Origin of the sequence: Streptomyces sp. NBC_01471 (assembly GCF_041438865.1) — a bacterium.
Taxonomy (GTDB): Bacteria; Actinomycetota; Actinomycetes; order Streptomycetales; family Streptomycetaceae; genus Streptomyces.
Genome location: NZ_CP109450.1, coordinates 5,528,565 through 5,553,000, shown reverse-complemented (window position 1 = coordinate 5,553,000; position 24,436 = coordinate 5,528,565). Strand labels below are relative to the sequence as shown.

Here is a 24,436-nt window from a genome sequence, read left to right as displayed (position 1 = left end):
ATGGCGGCGGACAGCCGTACCCGGCCGTACCGCGGACGGTCACCTCAGTGACGGACGGTCAGCCGCGCGTGCAGCGAGCGCGCCGAGGTGTCCGTGAGCGAGGCGATCTGGTCGACGATCACCCGTTTGCGGTCGCGGTCGCCGGGTGCCGCCTCGAACAGCGCGCGGAACTGCGGGTCGAGCCCTTCGGGTGCTCGGGCCGTGAGCGCCTCGGCCAGTTCGGCGAGCACTTCGCGCTGGTCGATACGGAGCCGCTCCTGCTCCTCGCGCTGCATCACATAGCGGTCGGCGACGGCCTTGAGGACGGCGCACTCCAGTCGCGCCCGCCGTGGCACGACCAGTTCCGCCGCGTATCTGGTGAGCGGTCCCGCGCCGTACGACGCCCGGGTCGCACTCTCGGCCGCCAGGCAGAACCGGCCGATGAGCTGGCTGGTGGCGTCCTTCAGCCGGGCCTGCGCGACGGCGGTTCCGTCATAGCCGTGCGGCCACCACTCCTGGGCGAGGAGGCCGTCGAGTGCGTCGGTGAGCTCGGCGGGGTCGGTGTCGCCGGATACGTAACGGCCGACGGCCACCGCCATGATGGCGTCCCGCTCCGGCCCGGAGGTCAGACAGCCGGGTTCGATGTGCCCGGCGTGCAGCCCGTCCTCGACATCGTGCACGGAGTAGGCGACGTCGTCGGACCAGTCCATGACCTGGGCCTCGAAGCACTTGCGGTCGGCCGGGGCGCCGAGCCTGGCCCAGTCGAAGACGGGCAGGTCGTCCTCGTACACCCCGAACTTCACCGAGCCGGGCTCGGTGGGGTGGGCGCCGCGCGGCCACGGGTACTTGGTGGCCGCGTCGAGGGCGGCCCGGGTGAGGTTCAGGCCGACGCTGACCGGCTCGCCGGTGGTCTCCGAGTGGACGAACCGCTTGGGTTCGATACGGGTGAGCAGGCGCAGCGACTGGGCGTTGCCCTCGAAGCCGCCGCAGTCCCGGGCGAAGTCGTTGAGCGCCAGTTCGCCGTTGTGGCCGAACGGCGGGTGGCCCAGGTCGTGGGCGAGGCAGGCGGTCTCCACGAGATCGGGGTCGCAGCCGAGCGCGGCGCCGAGTTCCCTGCCGACCTGGGCGCATTCCAGGGAGTGGGTGAGGCGGGTGCGGGGGCTGGAGTCCCAGATCTGGAAGGGGGTCTCCCCCGCCCGTACGGCACCGCGCGCCTGCGGCAGCGAGCCCGGTGTGACCACCTGGGTCTTGCCCGCGAGCCGGCGCAGCGCACCGGAGTGCAGCACGCGGGCACGGTCGCGCTGGAAGGCTGTACGGCCCGGCCTCTTGTCCGGCTCGGTGTCCCAGCGCTCGCAGTCGGTCGGGGTGTACGCGGTGCCTTCCATGCTCCGACACTACTGAGTCCCGGGCCCCGGACGCCGCCGGGCCCGCCAGGCGGCGGTTCAGGACGCGGCGCCGGAGCAGACCGCGGGCGAAGCCTCCGGGGCGCCGGGTCTGGTCGGGCCCGGTCAGGTCCGGTCAGGTCAGGTCAGGTCAGGTCAGGTCAGGTCAGGTCAGGTCAGGTCGCCGGACCGTCCGTACCGGAGGAACGTGGAACGGGAGACGGCCGAGCAGAGCGGAGAGAACCGATGGCCAAGGTGACCGCCAACATGTCCATGTCGCTGGACGGCTTCGTCTCCCACCCCTCCGACGGGATCGACCAGCTGTTCCGCTGGTACGGCGCCGGGGACGTCACGGTCAGGACCGCGGACCCGGACATGACCTTCCAGGTGTCGGAGGCCAGCGCCCAGCGGCTGAACCGCGGGCTGTCGGAGACCGGTGTGCTCGTCTACGGACGGCGTACGTTCGACGACGCGGGCGGCTGGATCGGCGGGCACCCCATGGGCAAGCCGGTGATCGTCGTCAGCCACAGCATCCCGGACGGCTGGCCCCGCGCCGACACCCCGCTGACCTTCGTCACCGACGGGGTAGAGAGCGCTGTCGCACAGGCCAGGGCGACGGCCGGTGAGAAGACGGTCACCATCGGCAGCGCCGAACTCACCCAGCAGTGCATCAACGCCGGGCTGCTGGACGAGCTGCAGATCGATCTGGTGCCGCTGCTGCTCGGCTCGGGCGTGCGTTTCCTCGACAACCTGCGGGACGCGCCGCGCGCGCTGGAGGGCCCCACGGTGATCGAGGGGAACGGCGTGACCCATCTGACGTACACGCTGCGCTGAGGCGGCTGCCGTGCGCGTGGCCCGGCGCGAGGGGCCGGGCGGGCGAACCGGATGGGCCCCTGTACGCGTCCGACCTTCCGACACGTCCGGCGTCGGAAGGCCACCCATGCACCCACCCGCGCTGCCCCGCATACGACGGCTGCTCCCGCCCGCCTGGCCGCACGCGCTGCGGCTGCCGAGGACCAGGCGCGGCCGGCGCCGCGCCGTGCAGGCCGTCATGCTCGGCTGTGTCCTGGCGCTCGCCCCTGCCACCTGGATGTTCGCCGTCGCGAGCGACCGGGTGCGGTCGGCGGCCGACGTGCCCCCGGCCGATGTCGCCGTGGTCTTCGGGGCGGGTCTGTGGGAGGGCCGTCCCTCGCCGTACCTCGCGCACCGGCTCGACGCCGCCGCCGGTCTGTACCGGGCGGGCACGGTGAAGGTGGTCCTGGTCACCGGTGACAACAGCCGGACCGACTACGACGAACCGGACGCGATGCGGGCCTATCTCGTACGGCACGGGGTGCCGGGCGGGAAAGTGGTCAGCGACTTCGCCGGTTTCGACACCTGGGACTCGTGCGTCCGGGCCAGGAAGGTGTTCGGGGTCCGGCGGGCCGTCCTGGTCAGCCAGGGTTTCCACCTCCGCAGGGCCATCGCGCTGTGCCGGTCGGCCGGTATCGAGTCGTACGGGGTCGGTGCCTCCGACCCGCACGACGTGACCTGGTACTACGGCGGCGCCCGCGAGATCCTGGCGGCGGGGAAGGCGGCCCTGGACGTGGCGTTCCGGCCCGACCCGCACTTCCTCGGCCCCCGCGAGAAGGGTGTGGCGCGGGCGCTGGGCGAACGCTGACGGCCGGGCCCGCACCGCCCGGCCTCGTCACTTCCCGTACGGGCGGACCGCCTTCGCGTCCCGCAGCGCCAGCCCCCACCAGACGAGCTGGTCGAGCATGACCTTGGCCGCCCCGTCGGGCGCTTCGGGGTCCTTGTGGGTGCCGTCCTCGTCGAAGTGGCCGTGTGCGTTGTGGAAGCTCACCGTGTCGCGGACGGTGACCGCGTGCAGCTCGGCGAAGACCTGCCGGAGCTGTTCGACCGCGCGCAGCCCGCCGGAGATCCCGCCGTACGAGACGAACGCGACCGGTTTGGCCTGCCACTGGCCGTAGTGCCAGTCGATGAGGTTCTTGAGGGACGCGGGGAAGGAATGGTTGTACTCGGGGGTCAGGACCACGAAGGCGTCGGCGGACTCCAGCTGCGGGCTGACCCGGTCGAGCACGTCGCGCACCGCGGGCGGCGGATTGAAGGAGAGCACGGTGGGCAGCTCGACATCGGCGAGGTCGAGTACTTCGACGGCGAGGTCTTCACGGAGCCGTGCACGGGAGAGGAACCAGTCGGCGACGGTGGGGCCGAAACGGCCGGTGCGATTGCTGGCGATGACGACGGTCAGCTTCAAGGGGCGCGTGGTGATGTCCATGACCAGAGCCTCTTACCTCAACCATGATTGAGGTCAAGCGTCGCGCATCCGCCCCTCCCAACCCCCTCCAACCGGTCCAGCTGGTCCAGCCGGCCAAACCGGTCCGTGCGGACGCCCCCCTCCGTACCGTGATCCCATGCATATCGAGATCGACGGCCGGCCCGTCACCGACACGTCCCTCAGCACACCCGCCTTCCTCAACTACGGCCATTTCACCGCCATGCAGGTCAGCGACTACCGGGTACGCGGCCTCGCTCGGCATCTGGCCAGGCTGGATTCGGCGACCCGCGAACTGTTCGGCGCGGGGCTCGACGGCGGCCACGTCCGCCGCCTGATCCGGCACGCGCTGGAGGGGGCGGGCGTACGGGACGCGTCGACGCGGGTGTACGTGCACTGGCCCGACGGGGACGAGGCCGCCACCGTCACGGTCACCGTGCGGCCGCCCGCCGCACCGTCCGGTGAACCGCTGAGCCTGATGTCCGTCCCGTACCAGCGGCCGGTTCCCCACATCAAGCACCTCGGCGGTTTCGCCCAGATCCACTACGGCAGGGCCGCTGTCCGTGCGGGCTTCGACGGCGCGCTGCTGACCGGCCCCGGCGGGGTGGTCTCGGAGGGGGCGGTCACCAACATCGCCTTCTGGGACGGCACTTCGGTGGTCTGGCCGGACGCGCCCGCGCTGACCGGGATCACCATGGCACTGATCGGGCCGGGTCTGCCGTCGGCACGCCGCCGGGTGACGCTGGGCGACCTGGGCGCGTACCGGTCGGCCTTCGTGACCAACTCGCAGGGCATCAGCCCGGTGCACCGGATCGACTCCACGGAGTTCATGGTCGACGAGGAGCTGATGCGGCGGGTGGCGGAGGTCTACGCGTCAACACCATGGGAAGAGATCCCGGCGCTGGCGTAGTCGCGATGCCGACGCCCGCCACAGCGGACGGATCCCGGCCCTGCCGTCCCGCACGACCTCGCGGCCGGCCGGCCGCGAGGGTGCCCTACACTCCGCCGCATGAGCATCACCACTGCTGCCATCGCCCAGGATCTGGCGCCCACCGGCGCGTTGCGGGCCTCGATCAATCTGGGCAATCCGGTACTGGCCCAGGGCCTGCCGACCGCGCCCGCCGGGGTCACGGTGGACATCGCGCGGGAGATCGGCGCCCGGCTGGAGGTGCCGGTGGAACTCCTCTGCTTCGACGCGGCACGGAAGTCGTACGAGGCGATGGCGGCGGACCGGGCCGACATCTGCTTCCTGGCCGTCGAACCGGCACGGGAGGCCGAGGTCGCCTTCACCGCCCCGTACGTCGTGATCGAGGGCGTCTTCGCCGTGCCCCGCACATCGGCCTTCACCACGGCCGCCGACGTCGACCGGGCAGGCGTACGCATCGGCGTGAAGCGCGGTTCGGCCTACGACCTGTTCCTCACCCGCACCCTTCAGTACGCGAGCGTCGCACGGGGGGAGGAGGGGGTCGACGAGTTCCGCACCCAGGGCCTGGAGGCCGCGGCTGGGATCAGGCAGCCGATGACCGCGTACGCCGCGAACCACCCCGAAGTCCGGCTGATCGAGGACCGGTTCATGGAGATCCGGCAGGCGGTGGGCACGACCAGGGCCCGTCGGCCGGAGACGGTCCGGTTCCTCCGGGATCTCGTCGAGGAACTGAAGGCCGCCGGCTTCGTCGCGGACGCACTGCGGCGCGCACAGCAATCGGACACCTTGGTCGCCCCGCCCGCATAGCCCTCCCGGACAGCTGAAGGGGCAGTCGCCGCTCGGCCGGGTCGCGTCCACCGCCGAGGTCGCGGCGGCCGTGCTCCATCCGGCCTCGCAGGACGCCGCGGCCGTGGCCGGGGCGGACCCCTACGGTGCTCGACGGTGGAGCGGCTGCCTGACCGTGGCCCCGGTCGTACGCTGGAATCATGACCAAGGGCTGGAACGCGAGCGACATCCCCGACCAGAGCGGGCGCACCGCGGTGGTCACCGGTGCCAACAGCGGCATCGGCCTCGTCACCGCACGTGAGCTGGCCCGGCGGGGCGCACGGGTGATCCTCGCCTGCCGCAGCGAGGTGCGCGGCCAGGAGGCGGAGGCCGTGATCCGGGGCGACGTCCCGGACGCAGAGGTCGAGTTCGTACGACTGGACCTCGCGGACCTGTCGTCCGTCCGGGAGTTCGCGTCCGCCGTCCGGGCCGAGCGCCTCGATCTGCTCATCAACAACGCGGGCGTCATGGCCCTGCCGTACGGGACGACAACCGACGGGTTCGAGACGCAGTTCGGCGTGAACCATCTCGGGCATTTCGCCCTGACCGGGCTGCTGATCCCGAAGCTGCTGGCCACACCGGGCGCCCGGGTGGTGAGCCTGTCCAGTGGCCTCCACGCCGTCGCCAATATCGACATCGACGACCTCAACAGCGAGCGGAACTACCGCCGTTGGATCGCCTACGGCCGCTCCAAGACGGCGAATCTCCTCTTCGTCCACGAACTGACACGACGCCTCGCCACGGTCGGGTCCGGCCTCGTCGCGGCCGCTTCGCACCCCGGGTACGCGGCCACCAACCTCCAGACGGCCGGGGCGAAGATGGAGGGCCGCAAGGGGGCCGAGCGGCTTGCGGAACTGGGCAACCGGGTGTTCGCCCAGCCGGCCGAGACCGGTGCGCTGCCCACGCTCTACGCCGCCACCGCACCCTGCGTCCTGCCGGATTCCTTCACCGGACCGAGGTTCCTGGGCTGGCGCGGAACCCCCGGCCCGTCCCTGCGGATGAAGTGGACGACGAACGACGTGGCGGGTGAGCGGCTCTGGACGGCGTCCGAGCAGCTCACCGGGGTGACGTACCAGGGCCTCGACACCCTGGGCGCCCCGGGGCGCGGCAACGCCTGACCGGACCCACCCACTGAAGCGCAGACCCGACGGGCCGATCCGACGGGCCGTTCCGACGGACCGACGTGACCGCTGGATGCAGCGGCGGGTGAGAGGGAGCGGCACGACACGGCACGCCCCCCTCTCCCCCGCCCTTGCACCGGCACCCGGCGCCCACCCTGCGGCATCACCCCGGACTTCGGTCAGCTCCGGATCCGGTCAGCCCTGGACCGCGGCGGGGTCCATCCACATGACCTCCCAGATGTGGCCGTCCGGGTCCTGGAAGGAGCGCCCGTACATCGGGCCCTGCTCCTGGGTCTCGTTCGCGGGCGAGCCGCCCGAGGCCAGCGCGGTGTCGACCAGCCGGTCGACGTCGGCTCTGCTCTCCGCGCTGAGACAGACCAGCACCTCGGTGGTCCTGGTCGCGTCGGCGATCTCCTTCTTGGTGAACTGCTTGAAGAACGGCTCCGTGATCAGCATCGTGAAGATCGATTCGCTGATCACGACGCAGGCCGCGTTCTCGTCGGTGAACTGGGGGTTGATCGTGTATCCGAGCCCGGCGAAGAAGGACTTGGAGACCTCAAGGTCCTTGACCGGCAGATTGACGAAGATCATCTGGGGCATTGGGAGCTCTTCTCTCATGTCAGCCTGGTGGCCCGCCGAGCGGCGCGCCTTTCGGATGTATAGACGGCGGGGTCCCCGGAAACTCATCGGTCGTACGAAAACCCGTCCGGGCCGACACACCCGCGCAACACCTCTGTCGCAATCCCGCACCATGGTTGATCGTTAGGGCGTACAACGGGAGACCTGAGGAACGACGCCGGCCGGAGCCAGGGGGACGCACCATGACCATCAGCCGCAGGCGACTGCTCGCCACAGGGGGCAGCCTCGCACTGACCGGGGCACTCGCCGCCGCGTGCGGGTCCAACACCGGTCGGGGCAAGGACAGTTCGGGCGGCAGCGGACCCACGTTCCAGCAGTGGTACCACCAGTACGGCGAGGCCGGGACCGAGCAGGCCGTGCGGCGGTACGCGGCCGCCTACCGCGAGGCGACCGTCAAGATCCAGTGGCGGCCGGGCAATTACGACCAGCAGACCGCCGCCGCGCTGCTGTCCTCGTCGGGCCCCGACGTCTTCGAGGTCAACGGCCCCGCCCTCGACCAGATCCAGGGTGGCCAGGTCGTCGATCTGACCGACCTGTTCGACGGGGTGAAGGACGACTTCAACCAGGCGGTGCTCGCCCCGAAGACCTACGGCGGGAAGATCTGGGGCATCCCGCAGACCATCGACACCCAGCTCCTCTACTACCGCAAGAGCCTGCTCAAGGACGCGAACATCCAGCCGCCGCGGACGCTCGACGAACTCGTGGACGCGGCAAGGGCGTTGACCGACAAGAAGGTCAAGGGCCTGTTCCTCGGCAACGACGGCGGCGCGGGCGTCCTCGGCGGCACCCCGCTCTACGCGGCCGGGCTCAGCCTCGTCACCGAGGACGGGAAGACCGGCTTCGACGATCCGGCGGCTGCTCGCACCCTGGCCAAGTTCCACCGGTTGTACGCCGACAAGTCACTGCTGCTCGGCGCCCCGGCCGACTGGTCCGACCCGTCGGCCTTCGTCCAGGGCCTCACCGCGATGCAGTGGTGCGGTTTGTGGGCGCTCCCCGCGGTCAAGAAGGCGCTGGGCGACGACTTCGGCGTCCTGCCCTTCCCCGAGGACGGCGCGGCCGGAAAGCCCTCCGTCCCGGTCGGCGCGTACAGCTCGGCGGTCAACGCACGCGGCAAGCACCGCGCCGAGGCCAAGGCGTTCGTCAAGTGGCTGTGGATCGACCGGACCGCGTACCAGGAGGACTTCGCCCTCTCGTACGGATTCCACATCCCGGCCCGGATCTCCCTCGCCAAGAAGGCGGCGAAGCTGCGGGAGGGAGCGGCGGCGGACGCGGTCCGGTACGCCACCGACAACGGCTGGGCCCAGCCGCTGCTGTGGACGCCCGCCTGCCAGGTCGCGTACCAGGACGCCCTCAACCGGATCATCAAGGACGGCGCCAACCCGGAGAACGAGGTCAGAGCGGTCGTCCGCAAGACCAACGGTGAGCTGCGGCGGGTCCAGAAGAAGAAGTCGTGACGGGCCGTCGTGAGGGACCGGTGGAACACCGCTGGGCCCGTCGTGCGGGACCGGTGCGACACCGCACGCTCTGGTTCTGGATCTTCGTCGGCCCCTTCGCCGCCGGCCTCGCGCTCTTCACGTACGTCCCGCTGCTGTGGAGTCTCTGTCTGAGCTTCTTCGACGCCCACAACACGGTCTCGCCGACGAAGTTCGTGGGGCTCGACAACTACACGTCGATGCTGACCGACGGCGCGTTCACCTCCAGCCTGTGGACGTTCGCGGTCTTCTCGCTGTTCATCGTCCCGGCGACGTACGCGCTCTCACTCGCCCTGGCGCTGATGGTGAACCGCCTGCGGTTCGCGCAGTCCTTCTTCCGGTCGGTCTTCTTCCTCCCGGCGGCCTGCTCCTATGTGGTGGCCTCGATGGTCTGGAAGCTCTCGATCTTCAACGGGGTGCGGTTCGGGCTGGCGAACACCGTGCTCGGCTGGTTCGGCGAGGACCAGACCGCGTGGCTCTCGACGACCCACCCGCCCTGGTACTGGCTGGTGATCGTGACCCTGCGGCTCTGGCTCCAGGCGGGGTTCTACATGGTGCTGTTCCTCGCCGGGCTCCAGCGGATCGCTCCACAGCTGTACGAGGCGGCCGCCGTCGACGGTGCGCGCCCCGGCTGGCAGGTCTTCCGGCACATCACGTTCCCGCAGCTGCGGGCGACCTCGGTCGCCGTGGTGCTGCTGCTCGTGATCAACGCGTTCCAGGCGTTCGACGAGTTCTACAACCTGCTGAGCGATGCCCGGGGCTATCCGCCGTACGCGCGGCCACCGCTCGTGTACCTCTACTACACGGCGCTCGGGCAGGGGCAGAACCTCGGTCTCGGCAGTGCGGGCGCGGTCATTCTCGCCCTGATCATCGCGGTGGTGACGATCGTCCAGGCCCGCTGGTTCGGGCTCGGCAGGACGGAGGACTGACATGCCTCTCAGCACCGGCGCACCCCGCCGTGACGACGCCCTGGTACGGGCCGGGCGCGCACTGCGCACCGTCCTGGTGATCGCGCTGGCGGCGCTCTTCCTCATCCCGTTCTATCTGCTGCTGCGGAACGGGCTTTCCAGGGAGCAGGACATCACGTCACCCGCGTGGACGTTCTTCCCCGCCCACCTCCAGTGGTCGAACATCCGCGAACTGTTCGACGACCCGGCGGTCCCGATGGCCCGCTCGCTGCTGAACTCGGCCCTGATCGCGGTGACCACGACCCTCGGCACGGTCCTGCTGGCCTCCCTGGCCGGGTACGGCCTGGCCCGCATCCCGTACCGCCACGCGAACAAGGTGTTCTACGCGATCCTGGGCACCCTGATGGTCCCGGCGGCGGTGACCTTCGTACCGAGCTTCGTCCTGGTGTCCACGCTCGGCTGGATCTCCACCCTGCGCGGCCTGATCATCCCGACGCTGTTCTCGGCGTTCGCCTGCTTCATCTTCCGCCAGTACTTCCTGGGCTTCCCGCAGGAAGTACTGGCGCATCGTGGTCCCCAACTCCGGCCCGGTCTTCGCGGCGGTCGGCACGATCGTCTTCATCGGCGCGTGGAACGCCTTCCTCTGGCCGCTGGTGATCGGCCAGGACAAGAACGCGTGGACGGTACAGGTGGCACTGTCGACCTTCACGACGGGCCAAGTGGTCAACATCCACGAACTGTTCATCGCGGCGGCAGTGTCGATCGTGCCGCTGCTGCTGGTGTTCCTGCTGCTGCAACGGCACATCGTGGCGGGGGTGGAGCGGTCGGGGATCGACGACTGAGGGCGATCCTGCGCCTCCCCGGTTGGGGGGGGCTGGCACCACCAAAGGTTCGGAGTTCACGTACACCCGTGCTCACCCGCCAGCCCCATCGTCCACCGGCCCGGATCCAACAAGACTGAAGGCGTTCACCAGAACCCGCCGAAAGCCGGTACCAAGCCGCCCGGCGCACGGTATTCCCCGCCTTCAGGAGCCAGCCATGAGTGCACGCACCACCACACCACGTCGCCGTACGGCAGTGCTCGCGACAGCGGCCCTGGCCACGGTCGTGACCGGAGCCCTGGTGGCCTGCGGGAACTCCGCCGCTTCCGCCGCGGCGGCACCTGCACGGTCAAGCGGTCCTTCGGCCTCCGCCGTCGCTGGTCCTTCGCTCCACATGATCTCGAACAACGGCCACAGGCTCGCCTTCCATGTCAAGCCCGGCCACCTGCCTGCCATCGTCCTGGATGCGGGCGGCGGGGAGGGCGCGTCACAGTGGCAGAAGATAGCTCCTGCCCTGGCCGAGCAGACCGGATCCGAGATCATCACGTACGACCGTGCCGGAATCGGGAAGAGCGACGAGGTCGTCGGCGCCTGGAACGCGGAGAACGCCGCATCGGACCTGGAGGCCGGCCTCACCAAGCTGGGCGTCACCCATGACGTGGTCCTCGTCTCGCACTCCCAGGCGGGCGAGGTCGCCACGTACTTCGCGAAGAAGCACCCGAAGTGGGTTTCCGGCGCCGTCCTGGTCGACGCCAGTCTGCCGAACTTCTATACGGACACCGAAACGGCGAGGATCGTGGCCGCGAACCAGGCGCAGGTGGCGCAGCTCGACGGCACGCTCTCGACGAAGCCGGTCCGCCAACTGCTGGCGACAGCGGACAACTACGGCCCGATGCACCACGCCTACCACCGGATCTCCTGGCCGCAGAGTGTCCCCGCCACCGTGATCGCGTCGTCGAAGACGCCTTTCGGTACGCCCGACGACGCACAGCTGTGGCGGGACGCCCAGACCCAGTTCGCGAAGGCTGCCACCAACCGGACGTACCTCGTCGCGAAGGGAAGCTCACACGAGATTCCGACCGACCGCCCGGATGTCGTCGTCAAGGCGGTCGAGGCCATGGCGAAGGCGCGCGGCTGACCCCGCGCCGACCCTGCCGGCCGGTCAGACCTTTTCGCGACGGGGCGCAGGGGCGACAGCCGGAGTACCGGCCCGGAAGTTAGGGTGTCTGGGCGTAGACACCCCAAGGAGATACCGGAGAACGCGCAATGCCCCAGACAGCCCGCCAGATCGCTGACGACCTGCGGGCACGCATCACCTCCGGGGAGTTCGGGGCCGGTTCCCGGCTGCCCGGTGAGCCGGCGCTCGTCCAGCAGTACGGCGTGGCCAAGATGACCGCGGGCGGAGCGCTGAAGCTGCTGATCGCCGAGGGTATCGCCTACGCGCGTCCCGGATCCGGTACGTACGTGCGGGACTTCCAACCGATCCGCCGCGTCGCGAACCAACTCTGTCGACCGACGGCAGAGGCCCCGTGGCCCGGCTCGCCGGCAGCATGGAAGCAGTCCAGCTCGGCATGAGCGCCCAACTCCTCGGCCACGCGCGTGCTCCGGTCGCCGAACAGGGGTTATCTGCCGATGAGTTGCGCTACCTGGCTGGCCGGCTGACCGAATCGCTCCGTGACACACTCCGGATCGCCGAGAGCCGGGGCCGACGGCTCCGTACCTACGGGGAGGACGCTGCTGAGGCAGCCGACTGCGGCGACCTCTGAGCCCCCGAAAAAACCAGGAGGGACGGCATCCCCGCACGGGTGCCGCCCCTCCGTCCGGTGCACCGGAGCCGCCGGCGGGGTCGGTGAGGGTCGGGGTGAACCCGACGGCGGCTCCGGGGGTCTGGTCAGCGGCTGTCGCTGCCGTCCGACTGGGCCGCCGCCCGGCCCGCTTCGAGCCTGGCCACCGGGATGCGGAACGGTGAGCACGAGACGTAGTCCAGGCCCACCTGGTGGAAGAAGTGCACCGACTCCGGGTCGCCGCCGTGTTCGCCGCAGACCCCCAGTTTGAGGTCGGGGCGGGTCGCGCGGCCCGCTTCGCAGGCGCTGCGGACCAGGGCGCCGACCCCGTCACGGTCGATCGTCTCGAACGGGGAGACCCCGAAGATGCCCTTCTCCAGGTACGCGGTGAAGAACGACGCCTCCACATCGTCGCGGGAGAAGCCCCAGACCGTCTGGGTGAGGTCGTTCGTGCCGAAGGAGAAGAACTGCGCGGCCTCGGCGATCTGGCCCGCCGTCAGCGCGGCGCGCGGCAGTTCGATCATGGTGCCGATGGTCAGTATCAGCTCCGTGCCGGTGGCGGCCTCCACCTCAGCGATGACGCGGTCGGCCTCCTCGCGGACGATCTCCAGCTCCTGCACGGTGCCCACCAGCGGAATCATGATCTCCGCACGCGGGTCGCCCTTGGCGGCCTTGCGGGCGGCCGCCGCCTCGGCGATGGCCTTGACCTGCATGGCGAACAGGCCCGGGATGACAAGACCGAGACGCACTCCGCGCAGCCCCAGCATCGGGTTCTGCTCGTGGAGCTTGTGCACCGCCTGGAGGAGGCGCAGATCGTTCTCGTTGGCGTCCTTGCGGGACTCCGCGAGGGCCACGCGCACCGAGAGTTCGGTGATGTCCGGAAGGAACTCGTGCAGCGGCGGGTCGAGGAGGCGGACCGTGACGGGAAGCCCGTCCATCGCCTCGAACAGCTCGATGAAGTCCTTCTTCTGGAGCGGCAGCAGCGCGCCGAGTGCCTTGTCGCGCTCGTCGTCCGTGTCGGCCAGGATCAGCCGCTCGACCAGCTCGCGGCGCTCACCCAGGAACATGTGCTCCGTCCGGCAGAGCCCGATGCCCTGGGCGCCGAACCGCCGGGCGCGCAGGGCGTCCTCGGCGTTGTCCGCGTTGGCCCGCACCCGCAGCCGGCGGCGCCGGTCCGCGTACGCCATGATCCGGTGGACGGCCTCGACCAGCTCGTCCGCGTCGTCGGCGCCCGCGTGCATCCGGCCCTCGAAGTACTCCACGACCGGTGACGGGACGACCGGCACCTCACCCGCGTACACCTTGCCGGACGAGCCGTCGATCGAGACGACGTCGCCCTCCTCGATGACCACGCCGTTCGGCGCGGTCAGCCGGCGGCGCTTGGTGTCGACCTCGATCTCCTCGGCGCCGCAGACACAGGTCTTGCCCATGCCGCGTGCCACCACGGCCGCGTGCGAGGTCTTGCCGCCGCGCGAGGTGAGGATGCCCTCGGCGGCGATCATGCCGTCGAGGTCGTCCGGGTTGGTCTCGCGGCGGATCAGGATGACCTTCTCGCCCGAGCGCGACCACTTGATCGCGGTGTACGAGTCGAAGACCGCCTTGCCGACCGCCGCGCCCGGCGACGCGGCGATGCCGCGGCCGAGCAGGTCCGCCTTGGCCTGGCCGTCGAAGCGCGGGAACATCAGCTGGGCGAGCTGGGCCCCGTTGACCCGCTGGAGCGCCTCGGCCTCGTCGATGAGCCCCTGGTCGACGAGCTGGGTCGCGATCCGGAACGCGGCACCGGCGGTGCGCTTGCCGACGCGGGTCTGGAGCATCCACAACTGGCCGCGCTCAATGGTGAATTCGATGTCGCAGAGATCCTTGTAGTGGGTCTCCAGGGTCTCCATGATCTGCATGAGCTGGTCGTACGACTTCTTGTCGATCCGCTCCAGATCGGCGAGCGCCACGGTGTTGCGGATGCCCGCGACGACATCCTCACCCTGCGCGTTCTGCAGGTAGTCGCCGTAGACGCCCTGGTGCCCGCTGGCCGGGTCGCGGGTGAAGGCGACACCCGTACCGGAGTCGGGGCCGAGGTTGCCGAAGACCATCGAGCAGATGTTGACCGCGGTGCCGAGGTCGCCGGGGATGCGCTCCTGGCGCCGGTAGAGCTTGGCCCGGTCGGTGTTCCACGACTCGAAGACGGCCCTTATGGCGAGGTCCATCTGTTCGCGCGGATCCTGCGGGAAGTCCCGGCCGGCCGAGTGCTTGACGATCTTCTTGAAGCGGGTGACCAGCTTCTTCAGGTCGGCGGCTTCGAGGTCGGTGTCGACACTGACCTTCTTGCTCTTCTTCGCGGCCTCCAGGGCCTCTTCGAAGAGTTCGCCATCGACGTCGAGCACGGTCTTGCCGAACATCTGGATGAGCCGGCGGTAGGAGTCCCAGGCGAAGCGCTCGTCGCCGGACTGCCGGGTGAGACCGGCCACGGACTTGTCCGAGAGGCCGATGTTCAGAACGGTGTCCATCATGCCCGGCATGGAGAACTTGGCGCCCGAACGGACCGAGACGAGCAGCGGGTTGTCGGGCTGGCCGAGTTCCTTGCCCATCGTCTTCTCCAGGGCGGCGAGGTGCGCACTCACCTCGTCGCGGAGTTCGACGGGCTCGTCCCCGCTGTCGAGGTACGTCTTGCACGCCTCGGTGGTGATGGTGAAGCCCGGAGGGACGGGCAGACCGAGGTTGGTCATCTCGGCGAGGTTGGCACCCTTCCCGCCGAGCAGGTCCTTGAGGTTGCGGTTGCCTTCGGTGAAGTCATAAACGAACTTCTGCGGCGCTTGCGCCTGAGTTACGTGGGGTTCTGCGTTCTTCGATTCCGGCACGGGACTCGACTCCTCGCGGACTGGCTGCCCTGACGGCGAGGAACATACCCAGATCGAAGGCTCCTGGGTACGTCCACCTGGTCGTCGTACGGCCGTAACCACTCGTCTGCCAGCAGATCGAAAGCGATCAGAAGATCGGGGTTCACCACCCCATTGGTTCAACTCCTGAAGACATCACAGCTGTGCGTAGCAACGTGAGTGCAATTTCGGCCACGCTTGGCGATATCGGGTTCACAGCAGGAACGATTGGCGACTGGCACCCAGTGCCAGCCTTTGAGAAGTACACCCCATGTTTAATCGCTCATCTGAGCAACACCGCGATCAGAGGTGGCGAGAATCACGCCACTCGCCCGGCTCAGAGGCCACCATTCGGACCCTCCGGGTTCGTCAGCCGGACAGCCATCCGCGCATAGCGGTGCAGTGTGCACTCAGTGCCGCGCCCGTATCGGTCCTGAGGCACCCGGACAGGCGCTCTCCGCTGGCGAAAAGCCCTCCGCCCCTCGCCCGCGCTCTTATGAGCGGAGGCCAAGGGGCGGAGGATGCCGGGTGGCGAGGGGGCGCGGCGAGCCGGACCGGGCCGCTCTCAGCCGCCCGAGGTGTTCAGCTCGGCGTCCGCGCTCACACCCGAGCAGTCGTACGGGTCCTTCAGCCAGCCGTCGGGGAGCACGACCCGGTTGTTGCCCGATGTGCGCCCGCGCGGCCCGTCCGCACCGTCCGGCCACGGCTGGTCCAGGTTCAGCTCGTGCAGCTGACTGCCCAGCTCGTCCAGCGACGAGGTGACCGCGAGCCTCTTGCGCATCTCGGAGCCGACCGAGAACCCCTTCAGGTACCAGGCCACGTGCTTGCGGAAGTCGATCACGCCACGGGTCTCGTCGCCGATCCACTCCCCCAGCAGCGTCGCGTGCCGCAGCATCACCGTCGCGACCTCCCGCAGCGTCGGCGCCTGCCGGGTCGGCGTCCCCTCGAAGCCGCTCACCAGGTCGGCGAAGAGCCAGGGCCGCCCGAGGCAGCCGCGCCCGACCACCACACCGTCGCAGCCGGTCTCGCGCATCATCCGCAGCGCGTCGTCCGCGCACCAGATGTCACCGTTGCCGAGGACGGGGATCTCCGGGACGTGCTCCTTGAGCCGGGCGATGGCGTCCCAGTCGGCGGTCCCGCCGTAGTGCTGGGCGGCGGTCCTGCCGTGCAGCGCGACGGCCGTCACGCCCTCGTCGACCGCGATCCGGCCCGCGTCGAGATAGGTGAGGTGGTCGTCGTTGATGCCCTTGCGCATCTTGATGGTGACCGGGAGGGCGCCCGCGTTGGAGACCGCCTCGTGCAGGATCGCGCGCAGCAGCGGCCGCTTGAACGGGAGCGCCGAGCCGCCTCCCTTGCGGGTGACCTTGGGGACCGGGCAGCCGAAGTTCAGGTCGATGTGGTCGGCCAGGTCCTCGTCCACGATCATCCGGACCGCCTTGCCGACCGTGACGGGATCCACTCCGTACAGCTGAATCGAGCGCGGTGTCTCGGTCTTGTCGAAGTGGATCAGCTGCATGGTCTTGGCGTTGCGCTCCACCAGCGCCCGCGTCGTGATCATCTCGCTGACGAACAGGCCCTTCCCGCCGCTGAATTCGCGGCAGAGCGTGCGGAAGGGGGCGTTGGTGATACCCGCCATGGGGGCGAGCACGACGGGCGGCTGCACGGAGTGCGGGCCGATGGAGAGCGTGGTCATGCACCCATTGTCGCGTACACCGAAGTCGTTAGTTAGCCGTACTATTCATGCATGCCCGAGCTCAACCACCGCCGGCGGATGCTGGTGCTCGCGATCTGCTGCATGAGCCTGCTGATCGTGAGCCTCGACAACACCGTCCTGAACGTCGCCCTCCCCTCGATGCAGAAGGAGCTGCGCGCATCGGTCTCCGGACTCCAGTGGACGATCGACGCATACACCCTGGTCCTGGCCTCGCTGCTGATGCTGGCTGGCTCGACGGCCGACCGGATCGGCCGCCGCAGGGTCTTCAAGGCGGGGCTGGTGATATTCACCCTCGGCTCCGCACTCTGCTCGATCGCACCGAACCTGGAGTCGCTGGTCGTCTTCCGGATGGTGCAGGCCATCGGCGGCTCGATGCTCAACCCGGTCGCGATGTCGATCATCACCAACACCTTCACCGAACCGCGTGAACGCGCCCGCGCCATCGGCGTCTGGGGCGGCGTCGTCGGGATCTCGATGGCCGCGGGCCCGATCGTCGGCGGCCTCCTGGTGGACTCGGTCGGCTGGCGTTCGATCTTCTGGATCAATCTCCCGGTGGGCCTGGCCGCGCTGCTGCTCACCTGGCGTTACGTACCGGAGTCGCGCGCCCCGAAGGGCCGCAGGCCGGACCCGGTGGGCCAGCTGCTCGTGATCGCACTGCTGGGCTCGGTGACGTACGCGATCATCGAGGCGCCGTCGGCCGGGTGGACCTCGCCGCTGATCCTGTCCTTCGCGGGGGTGGCCCTGCTGGCGCTGGCGGGACTGCTGCTGTACGAGCCCAGGCGCCCCGAGCCACTGATCGACCTGCGCTTCTTCCGCAGCGCGCCGTTCAGCGGAGCCACCGTCATCGCGGTCTGCGGCTTCGCCGCGCTCGGCGGCTTCCTCTTCCTCAACACGCTCTATCTCCAGGACGTCCGCGGCCTCTCAGCCCTGCACGCCGGTCTCTACATGCTGCCGATGGCGGCGCTCACCCTTGTCTGCGCCCCGCTGTCGGGGCGGCTGGTGGGCAACCGGGGGCCGCGGGTCTCGCTGCTGGCAGCCGGGGTGGCGATGGCGCTGAGCGGCCTGGTCTTCGCCGTGCTCGACGCGGAGAAGCACATGCCGCTGCTCTTCGCCGGATACGTCCTGTTCGGGATCGGCTTCGGCATGGTGAACGCGCCGATCACCAACACCGCCGTCTCCGGGATGCCCCGCGCACAGGCCGGGGTGGCCGCGGCCGTCGCGTCGACCAGCCGGCAGATCGGATCGACGCTGGGTGTCGCCGTGATCGGGGCCGTGCTGGCCTCGGGTGTGAGCGGCGCCGCGCACACCGAAGGCTTCGCCGGAGCCAGCCGTACCGCCTGGTGGATCATCACCGGATGCGGTCTGGCCGTCCTGGTCTTCGGGCTGCTGACCAGCGGGAAGTGGGCGCAGCGCTCGGCCCGGCGGACCGCGGAGCGGCTGGACGCGCCCGAGACGGCTCAGACGGTGGCGGACGCCAGGGCGTAGAGCTGCCCGAGCCGCTCCCGGGACTCGGCGTTGGCCGGTACGTAGGTCACCAGGCGCGGGCCGGGGGCGGGGCCGAGCCACAGGTCGGTGTGGTCCACGAGCAGCGCCCCGACGTGCCGGTTGTGGAAGCGCTTGGTCCTGCTGCCGGGGCCGACGATCTCGTGCCGCGCCCAGATCTCGCGGAACTCGGGCGAAGCCGCCTCCAGCCGTCTGAGCAGCGCCTTCCAGGCGGGCTCCGCCAGATGTCCGGCCATCGACGCACGGAACTTGGCGGCCATCACCCGGCACATGGCGTCGAGGTCGACGACCGATGACCGCCAGTCCTCGTTCGTGTACGAGAGCAGCATGCAGTTGCGGTCCTCGGGGGCGACGGCGTCGAGGTCGCAGAGCAGCCGTCCGTACGTCCGGTTGTACGCGAGGATGTCGTAGCGGCTGTTCTGGATGCAGGCCGGGACGGGGTCCAGCTGCTCGATCAGGGACGAGAGCGCCGGCGTGATGGACGGGCAGACCGCGCCGGGCGACGGGTCGACCGCACCGGCCAGCGAGAACAGGTGCGCGCGCTCGTGCAGGTCGAGCAGGAGCGCGCGGGCGATGGCGTCGAGGACCTGCGGGGAGACCGTGATGTCGCGTGCCTGCTCCAGCCACGTGTACCAGGTGACGCCCACCGCGGAGAGCTGGGCGACCTCCTCGCGGCGCAGCCCGGGTGTCCGGCGCCTGGCCCCGCGCGGCAGCCCCGCCTGCTCGGGCGTGATGCGCTCGCGGCGGCTGCGCAGGAAGTCGGCGAGTTCGTGTCTGCGTACGTCCGTCTCCGGCGCGACTGTCGTCATGGTTCCAGGGTGCGGTACCGGGCAGCCCATTGCCAGGTACTCCTTGTACCAGGATAAGAAGACTCTGGTACCAGCCTGAGCGACGGAGGATTCTCGTCTCCGTGAGCAATACGACAGGCACGACAGTACGGACTTCATCCACCCTCCCCGGTACGGTCCACCGATCCGGTACGGGCCGCCGGCACGATCACCCCACCCCGGTGCTCGGCACGCTGGGGCTGTTCACGGTGCTGCTCGGGGCGGCGCTGCCGCTGATCGACTTCTTCATCGTCAACGTCGCCCTGCCCACCATCGACCACGACCTGGCCGCGGGCCCCGCGATGCTGGAGCTGGTCGTCGCCGGATACGGCGTCGCCTACGCGGTGCTGCTCGTGCTCGGCGGCCGACTCGGGGACATGGCCGGGCGGCGCAGGCTCTTCCTGCTCGGTATGGCCGCCTTCGGTCTCACCTCGCTGGCCTGCGGTCTCTCGCCCACCGCCTGGACGCTGGTCGGCGCACGGGTGGCGCAGGGCGCGTCGTCGGCGCTGATGCTCCCGCAGGTGCTCGCCACCATCCAGGCCACCACGGCGGGGCCGCGCCGGGCGAAGGCGATGGGGCTCTACGGAGCCACGGCGGGGCTCTCGATGGTCGCCGGGCAGATCCTCGGCGGCGTCCTGGTCGCCGCCGACGTGGCGGGCACCGGCTGGCGGTCGATCTTCCTCGTCAACGTTCCGGTGGCGCTGCTCGGTCTGGTGCTGGCGGTCCGCTCCGTACCGGAGACCCGGTCGGAGAAGCCCGCGCCGGTCGACATATCCGGCACCCTGCTGCTCGCACTCTCGCTGGTGACGCTCCTCGCGCCGCTGACCGAGGGCCGGGCCGCCGGGTGGCCGCTGTGGACCTGGATCTCGCTGGGGGTCTTCCCGTTCGCCGCGGCGGCCTTCTTCTTCACCGAGCGGGCGGCCGACCGCAGGGGCGAAGTACCGCTGGTGCCGCCGAGCCTGCTGCGCCTCGACTCGCTGCGGCGCGGGCTCACGCTGGTGGTGCCGTTCTCGATCGGATTCGGCGGGTTCATGTTCGTCATCGCGGTCGCGCTGCAGCAGGGGCTGCGGATGGGTCCGGTGGCGGCGGGGCTCGCGCTCGTACCGATGGCGGCGGCGTTCTTCACCGCGTCGCTGGCGGGCCCGCGGCTGGTCGGCAGGTATGCGAGCCGGGTCGTGACGGCGGGCGGGGTGATCCAGGCCGTGGGTGTCGCGGTGCTCGCGGCGACCGTGTGGTGGGACTGGCCGGGGCTCGGCATCGCGGCCCTGGCGCCCGGCACGGCGCTGGCCGGGTTCGGCCAGGGGCTCCAGCTGCCGGTGCTGTTCCGGATCGTGCTCTCCGACGTACCGGCGGAGCGGGCCGGGGTCGGCGGCGGCGTGATGACCACGACGCAGCAGGCGTCGCTCGCGCTGGGGGTCGCGACCCTCGGCACGCTCTTCCTGTCGCTGACCACGTCGCTGGGGATGCGGGAGGCGCTGGCGGTGACGCTGCTGCTGCAGCTGGCCGCGGTCGCCGTGACGGCGCTGCTCAGCCTGCGGCTGCCGCGCACGGTGCGGTGACCGGGGTGCGGTGACCGGGGGCGGACATGACGGTGGGCCCGGATCGTGGAGACGATCCGGGCCCACCGTGCTGTGCTGGGTACCGCTCCGTGCCGTGTACTGCTCGGTGCTGTGTCCTGCTCCGTGCCGTGTGCTGCTCGGGTGCGGGCTTCTGCCGGGTGGCGTCAGCCCTCGGCGTCGGGGGTTCCGGCGGCTCCGGTCCCCTCCGCGCGCTCGCGCATCTTCTGCAGCAGTTCCTGCTTCTGGTCAGCGGCCGACCTGCGGTCCTCGGCTCCGGCGGCGGCCGAGCTCTGTGCTCCGGAGCGGGGCATCTTCTTGCGCTGCCCGCCCACGCCAAGAAGGTTGTTGCGACTCTTTGCCATGCCGGTCAGAGTACCGGGCGCACCACTGGGGGGCGCACCGCATTTTCCCGGCCGCACCGGACTCCGGCCGGGTGTCACGATCAGCCGTTCCCCGCGGATGCGCGCAATGAATCGCCGCAGATGGACAAGGAACCTGCATTACGGCCCGCTACGCACGCCTCGTAGTGTTCTGCCCTGTACGTGGAGCGGTGGAGACCCCAGGCTCGGCGGTCCCCTCCTGCTGTGCGCCGGGACGCGCACCCCTGGTCGGTGCCGTCCGCGCGGGTCGCCGCCGCCGGAGCAGGCAGCGATGAAGGAGCCTCACCGTGGCACGACCTGACGCAGCACCGACCACCCGGGACCGTGCCGGCCCGGGTCCCGGTCCCGGGTCCGGCGGTGGTGGCATGGGTACCCGGCTGATGCGCCGCAAGCCCGTCGAGCGGCTGATCGCCGAGGGCGGTCAGGGCGAGGGCGGACAGCTCAGGCGCTCGCTGGGCATGTGGCAGCTGACCATGATCAGCATCGGGGCCACCCTGGGCACCGGCATCTTCGTGGTCCTCGGCGAGGCGGTCCCCAAGGCCGGACCCGCCGTCGTGATCTCCTTCGTGATCGCCGGGCTCACCGCCCTCTTCTCCGCGCTGTCGTACGCGGAGCTGGCGGGCACCATCCCGGTCTCCGGCTCCTCGTACTCGTACACCTACGCCACGATGGGCGAGTTCATCGCCTGGATCTGCGGCTGGTGTCTGATGCTGGAGTACGGGGTGTCCGTCGCGGCCGTGGCCGTCGGCTGGGGCCAGTACCTCAACGAGTTCCTGGACGGCACGATCGGGGTCACGATCCCCACCGCGCTGTCCGCACCGCCCGGCGACGGCGGCATCGTCAACATCCCCGCCCTGCTCGTCGTCCTGCTGGCCATGGCCTTCCTGCTGGGCGGCGCCAAGGAGAGCGCCCGCGCCAACACGATCATGGTGGTCGTGAAGATCGCCTCACTGATCCTGTTCTGCGCGGTGGCCGCATCGGGCATCAAGGCGGGCAACTACAAGCCCTTCATGCCGCTCGGCATGACCGGCGTCAGCGCGGCCGGCGCCAGCCTGTTCTTCTCGTACATCGGCTTCGACGCCGCCTCCACCGCCGGGGAGGAGGCGCGTGACCCCAAGCGCGACATGCCGCGCGCGATCATGCTCTCGCTGCTGATCGTCACCGCCCTGTACTGCCTGGTGGCCCTCATCGCCGTCGGTGCCATGCCGTGGCAGCACTTCCACAACGCGGACGCCGCCCTCGCCCAGATCATGCGGGACGTCACCGGCCAGAGCTTCTGGGCCGTGCTGCTCGCCGCCGGGGCGGTCATCGCCATCGCCAGTGTGGTGCTGACCGTGCTCTACGGACAGACCCGCATCCTGTTCTCGATGGCCCGTGACGGCCTGGTGCCCAAGGTGTTCGCCAAGGTCGGCCCGCGGACCGGCGCGCCCGTCGCCAACACGGTGATCGTCTCGCTGTTCTGCGGCATCCTCGCCGCCGTCGTCCCGCTCGGCGAGCTGGCCAACGCCACCAGCATCGGCACGCTCTTCGCGTTCGCGCTGGTCAACGTCGCTGTCATCGTGCTTCGCCGGACCCGGCCCGACATGCCGCGGAACTTCCGGGTGGCGTTCTCGCCGGTGACCCCGGCCATCGGCTTCGCCCTGTGCCTGTGGATGATGACCAGCCTCGGCGCCAAGACCTGGGTGTGGTTCGGAATCTGGATGGCCGCCGGGCTCGTGCTCTACTTCGGCTACGGCATGCGCCGCTCCCAGCTCGCCCGCGAAGACGTGCCCGTCCGCTGAGACAGGTCCGCCCGAGAAGAAGTGTGACCCACCCGCCTTGCGACTGAACGATCTCGACGAACGTATCGTCCACGCCCTCGCCGAGGACGCCCGCCGCTCCTACGCCGACATCGGCGCCCGGGTCGGTCTGTCCGCCCCCGCCGTGAAACGCAGAGTCGACCGGCTGCTCGCGTCCGGCGCCATCACCGGCTTCACCGTGCGGGTGGACCCGGCGGCGCTGGGCTGGGAGACCGAGGCGTTCGTCGAGATCCACTGCCGTCACAACACCTCCCCGGAGGACATCCGCCGCGGTATGGCGCGGTACCCGGAGGTGGCGTCCGCCTCGACCGTCACCGGCGACGCGGACGCGGTCATCCAGATCTACGCCGAGGACGTACGGCACTTCGAGCGGGTGCTGGAGCGCATCGCGGGCGAGCCGTTCGTCGAACGCACCAAGTCCGTGCTCGTGTTGTCCCCGCTCGTACGCCGGTTCAGCTCGGGCTCGCCCGCGTAGCGCCCCAGCGGTCGCCGCCCTCTCCCGGGGAGACAGCACACATGACGCCATGACGGGTGACAGAAATTGAAATCTGTCACCCGTCATGCCATAGTCGCCATGGATCGACTTCTGTCAGCTTCTGTTCCGGCGAAGGAGCCCTCATGGCCACCACTCCCGTCCCCGTCCGCACCCTGGGCACCACAGGACCGCTGACCTCCGTCCTCGGCCTCGGCTGCATGGGAATGTCCGCGATGTACGGCGCCGCCGACCGCGCCGAGTCGATCGCGACCATCCACGCCGCCCTCGACGCCGGGGTCACGCTGCTCGACACGGGCGACTTCTACGGCATGGGCCACAACGAGCTGCTGATCGGCGAAGCCCTGCGCACCGCCCCGGCCGCCCGCCGCGAACAGGCCCTCACCAGCGTCAAGTTCGGTGCACTGCGGACCGTCGACGGAGGTTTCACCGGCTACGACGGCCGCCCGAACGCCGTCAAGAACTTCGCCGCGTACTCGCTCCAGCGGCTCGGCACCGACCACATCGACATCTACCGGATCGCCCGTGTCGACCCGGACGTGCCGATCGAGGAGACCGTCGGCGCCATCGCCGAACTGGTCGAAGCGGGCCATGTGCGGCACGTGGGCCTCTCCGAAGTGGGCGCCGGGACCATCCGCAGGGCCGCGGCCACCACGCCGATCGCGGACCTCCAGATCGAGTACTCGCTGATCTCCCGGGGCATCGAGACGGAGATCCTGCCCACCACCCGCGAGCTGGGCATCGGCATCACCGCGTACGGGGTGCTCTCCCGCGGCCTGATCAGCGGCCACTTCACCCGCGACCGCGAGCTGGGCCCCGGCGACTTCCGGGGCATGAGCCCCCGCTTCCAGGGCGAGAACCTCCAGCACAATCTGGACCTGGTCGACGCGCTGCGGAAGGTCGCCGAGCAGAAGGGCGCTTCCGTCGCCCAGACCGCCATCGCCTGGGTCGCGGCCCGCGGCGAGGACATCGTTCCGCTGATCGGCGCCCGGACCCGCGACCGGCTGGCCGAGGCCCTCGGCTCGCTCGACGTCACACTCGACGCGGCGGACATCGCCGCCATCGAGGAAGCCGTCCCGGCGGGATCCGCCGCGGGCGACCGCTACCCGGCCGGCCAGATGGCCCACCTGGACAGCGAGCACTGACCCCCCGGTACCGTC

General features: G+C 70.2%; 21 protein-coding genes and 1 pseudogene. 15 read left to right on the top strand and 7 right to left on the bottom strand.

Annotated features, from left to right (window positions below; genetic code table 11):
- Nucleotides 1–44 precede the first annotated feature (44 nt).
- Entirely contained in the window at nucleotides 45–1,364 is a 1,320-nt protein-coding gene (locus tag OG285_RS24865; RefSeq protein ID WP_356825591.1) for a deoxyguanosinetriphosphate triphosphohydrolase, read from the bottom strand.
- Nucleotides 1,365–1,607: 243 nt separating this feature from the next.
- On the opposite strand from OG285_RS24865, the gene OG285_RS24860 reads away from it, so the two are divergent.
- Nucleotides 1,608–2,195, top strand: a complete 588-nt coding sequence (locus OG285_RS24860; protein WP_356825593.1) for a dihydrofolate reductase family protein — start codon at nucleotides 1,608–1,610, stop codon at nucleotides 2,193–2,195.
- Nucleotides 2,196–2,412: 217 nt separating this feature from the next.
- A complete protein-coding gene (locus OG285_RS24855) occupies nucleotides 2,413–3,021 on the top strand; it encodes an ElyC/SanA/YdcF family protein (RefSeq protein ID WP_356825985.1) in 609 nt (202 codons plus the stop codon).
- A gap of 27 nt (nucleotides 3,022–3,048) precedes the next feature.
- Here the strand turns inward: OG285_RS24855 and OG285_RS24850 are convergent, their stop codons facing one another.
- Nucleotides 3,049–3,639: an NAD(P)H-dependent oxidoreductase gene (locus tag OG285_RS24850; protein WP_356825595.1), complete on the bottom strand. Its 591-nt coding sequence runs from the start codon at nucleotides 3,637–3,639 to the stop codon at nucleotides 3,049–3,051.
- Between the two features lie 136 nt (nucleotides 3,640–3,775).
- On the opposite strand from OG285_RS24850, the gene OG285_RS24845 reads away from it, so the two are divergent.
- The 3 genes from OG285_RS24845 (at nucleotide 3,776) to OG285_RS24835 (ending at nucleotide 6,504) form a co-directional block, all read left to right on the top strand.
- Entirely contained in the window at nucleotides 3,776–4,546 is a 771-nt protein-coding gene (locus OG285_RS24845; protein ID WP_371792235.1) for an aminotransferase class IV, read from the top strand.
- Between the two features lie 99 nt (nucleotides 4,547–4,645).
- The gene (locus OG285_RS24840) at nucleotides 4,646–5,368 is read left to right on the top strand and encodes a transporter substrate-binding domain-containing protein (RefSeq protein WP_356825599.1); all 723 of its coding nucleotides are present in this window, start codon (nucleotides 4,646–4,648) and stop codon (nucleotides 5,366–5,368) included.
- Between the two features lie 179 nt (nucleotides 5,369–5,547).
- Nucleotides 5,548–6,504 (top strand): oxidoreductase, encoded by a 957-nt coding sequence (locus OG285_RS24835; protein ID WP_356825601.1) that lies wholly within the window; start codon nucleotides 5,548–5,550, stop codon nucleotides 6,502–6,504.
- 198 nt (nucleotides 6,505–6,702) lie between these two features.
- On the opposite strand, the gene OG285_RS24830 is transcribed toward OG285_RS24835, so the two are convergent.
- A complete protein-coding gene (locus tag OG285_RS24830) occupies nucleotides 6,703–7,107 on the bottom strand; it encodes a VOC family protein (RefSeq protein WP_356825603.1) in 405 nt (134 codons plus the stop codon).
- 221 nt (nucleotides 7,108–7,328) lie between these two features.
- On the opposite strand from OG285_RS24830, the gene OG285_RS24825 reads away from it, so the two are divergent.
- The 5 genes and pseudogenes from OG285_RS24825 to OG285_RS24805 all read left to right on the top strand — a co-directional run bounded on the left by OG285_RS24825 (nucleotide 7,329) and on the right by OG285_RS24805 (nucleotide 11,922).
- Complete coding sequence (locus OG285_RS24825) at nucleotides 7,329–8,600, top strand: ABC transporter substrate-binding protein (protein ID WP_371792234.1); 1,272 nt, start codon at nucleotides 7,329–7,331, stop codon at nucleotides 8,598–8,600.
- 20 nt (nucleotides 8,601–8,620) lie between these two features.
- On the top strand, nucleotides 8,621–9,547 hold the full coding sequence (locus OG285_RS24820; RefSeq protein WP_371793609.1) for a carbohydrate ABC transporter permease: 927 nt from the start codon (nucleotides 8,621–8,623) through the stop codon (nucleotides 9,545–9,547).
- 1 nt (nucleotide 9,548) lies between these two features.
- Nucleotides 9,549–10,368 (top strand): annotated as a pseudogene (locus OG285_RS24815) (carbohydrate ABC transporter permease).
- Nucleotides 10,369–10,564: 196 nt separating this feature from the next.
- Entirely contained in the window at nucleotides 10,565–11,485 is a 921-nt protein-coding gene (locus tag OG285_RS24810; RefSeq protein WP_371792233.1) for an alpha/beta fold hydrolase, read from the top strand.
- Nucleotides 11,486–11,613: 128 nt separating this feature from the next.
- On the top strand, nucleotides 11,614–11,922 hold the full coding sequence (locus OG285_RS24805; protein WP_371792232.1) for a winged helix-turn-helix domain-containing protein: 309 nt from the start codon (nucleotides 11,614–11,616) through the stop codon (nucleotides 11,920–11,922).
- A 316-nt stretch (nucleotides 11,923–12,238) separates the two neighbouring features.
- Here the strand turns inward: OG285_RS24805 and ppdK are convergent, their stop codons facing one another.
- Together ppdK and dusB are read right to left on the bottom strand one after the other, a co-directional pair.
- Entirely contained in the window at nucleotides 12,239–14,983 is a 2,745-nt protein-coding gene (gene ppdK, locus OG285_RS24800; protein WP_356825615.1) for a pyruvate, phosphate dikinase, read from the bottom strand.
- Nucleotides 14,984–15,566: 583 nt separating this feature from the next.
- Nucleotides 15,567–16,694 carry a tRNA dihydrouridine synthase DusB gene (gene dusB, locus OG285_RS24795; protein ID WP_371792231.1) on the bottom strand — a complete coding sequence of 376 codons (1,128 nt, stop codon included), beginning with the start codon at nucleotides 16,692–16,694 and terminating at the stop codon, nucleotides 15,567–15,569.
- Between the two features lie 51 nt (nucleotides 16,695–16,745).
- Here dusB and OG285_RS24790 point away from each other — a divergent pair, with 51 nt between their 5' ends.
- Nucleotides 16,746–18,200 carry an MFS transporter gene (locus tag OG285_RS24790; protein ID WP_371792230.1) on the top strand — a complete coding sequence of 485 codons (1,455 nt, stop codon included), beginning with the start codon at nucleotides 16,746–16,748 and terminating at the stop codon, nucleotides 18,198–18,200.
- Here OG285_RS24790 and OG285_RS24785 read toward each other — a convergent pair.
- A complete protein-coding gene (locus tag OG285_RS24785; RefSeq protein ID WP_356825621.1) occupies nucleotides 18,173–19,027 on the bottom strand; it encodes a helix-turn-helix transcriptional regulator in 855 nt (284 codons plus the stop codon). The two genes, OG285_RS24790 and OG285_RS24785, sit on opposite strands and share 28 nt — an antisense overlap.
- Nucleotides 19,028–19,227: 200 nt before the next feature.
- Here OG285_RS24785 and OG285_RS24780 point away from each other — a divergent pair, with 200 nt between their 5' ends.
- Nucleotides 19,228–20,604: an MFS transporter gene (locus OG285_RS24780; protein WP_371793608.1), complete on the top strand. Its 1,377-nt coding sequence runs from the start codon at nucleotides 19,228–19,230 to the stop codon at nucleotides 20,602–20,604.
- A 164-nt stretch (nucleotides 20,605–20,768) separates the two neighbouring features.
- Here OG285_RS24780 and OG285_RS24775 read toward each other — a convergent pair whose 3' ends face one another.
- Entirely contained in the window at nucleotides 20,769–20,966 is a 198-nt protein-coding gene (locus OG285_RS24775) for a DUF6243 family protein (protein WP_356825623.1), read from the bottom strand.
- 383 nt (nucleotides 20,967–21,349) lie between these two features.
- On the opposite strand from OG285_RS24775, the gene OG285_RS24770 reads away from it, so the two are divergent.
- The 3 genes from OG285_RS24770 (at nucleotide 21,350) to OG285_RS24760 (ending at nucleotide 24,421) form a co-directional block, all read left to right on the top strand.
- Nucleotides 21,350–22,765 carry an amino acid permease gene (locus tag OG285_RS24770; RefSeq protein ID WP_371793607.1) on the top strand — a complete coding sequence of 472 codons (1,416 nt, stop codon included), beginning with the start codon at nucleotides 21,350–21,352 and terminating at the stop codon, nucleotides 22,763–22,765.
- 37 nt (nucleotides 22,766–22,802) lie between these two features.
- Complete coding sequence (locus tag OG285_RS24765; protein ID WP_356825625.1) at nucleotides 22,803–23,258, top strand: Lrp/AsnC family transcriptional regulator; 456 nt, start codon at nucleotides 22,803–22,805, stop codon at nucleotides 23,256–23,258.
- Between the two features lie 143 nt (nucleotides 23,259–23,401).
- Nucleotides 23,402–24,421: an aldo/keto reductase gene (locus tag OG285_RS24760; RefSeq protein WP_356825627.1), complete on the top strand. Its 1,020-nt coding sequence runs from the start codon at nucleotides 23,402–23,404 to the stop codon at nucleotides 24,419–24,421.
- The last annotated feature ends 15 nt before the right edge of the window (nucleotides 24,422–24,436 follow it).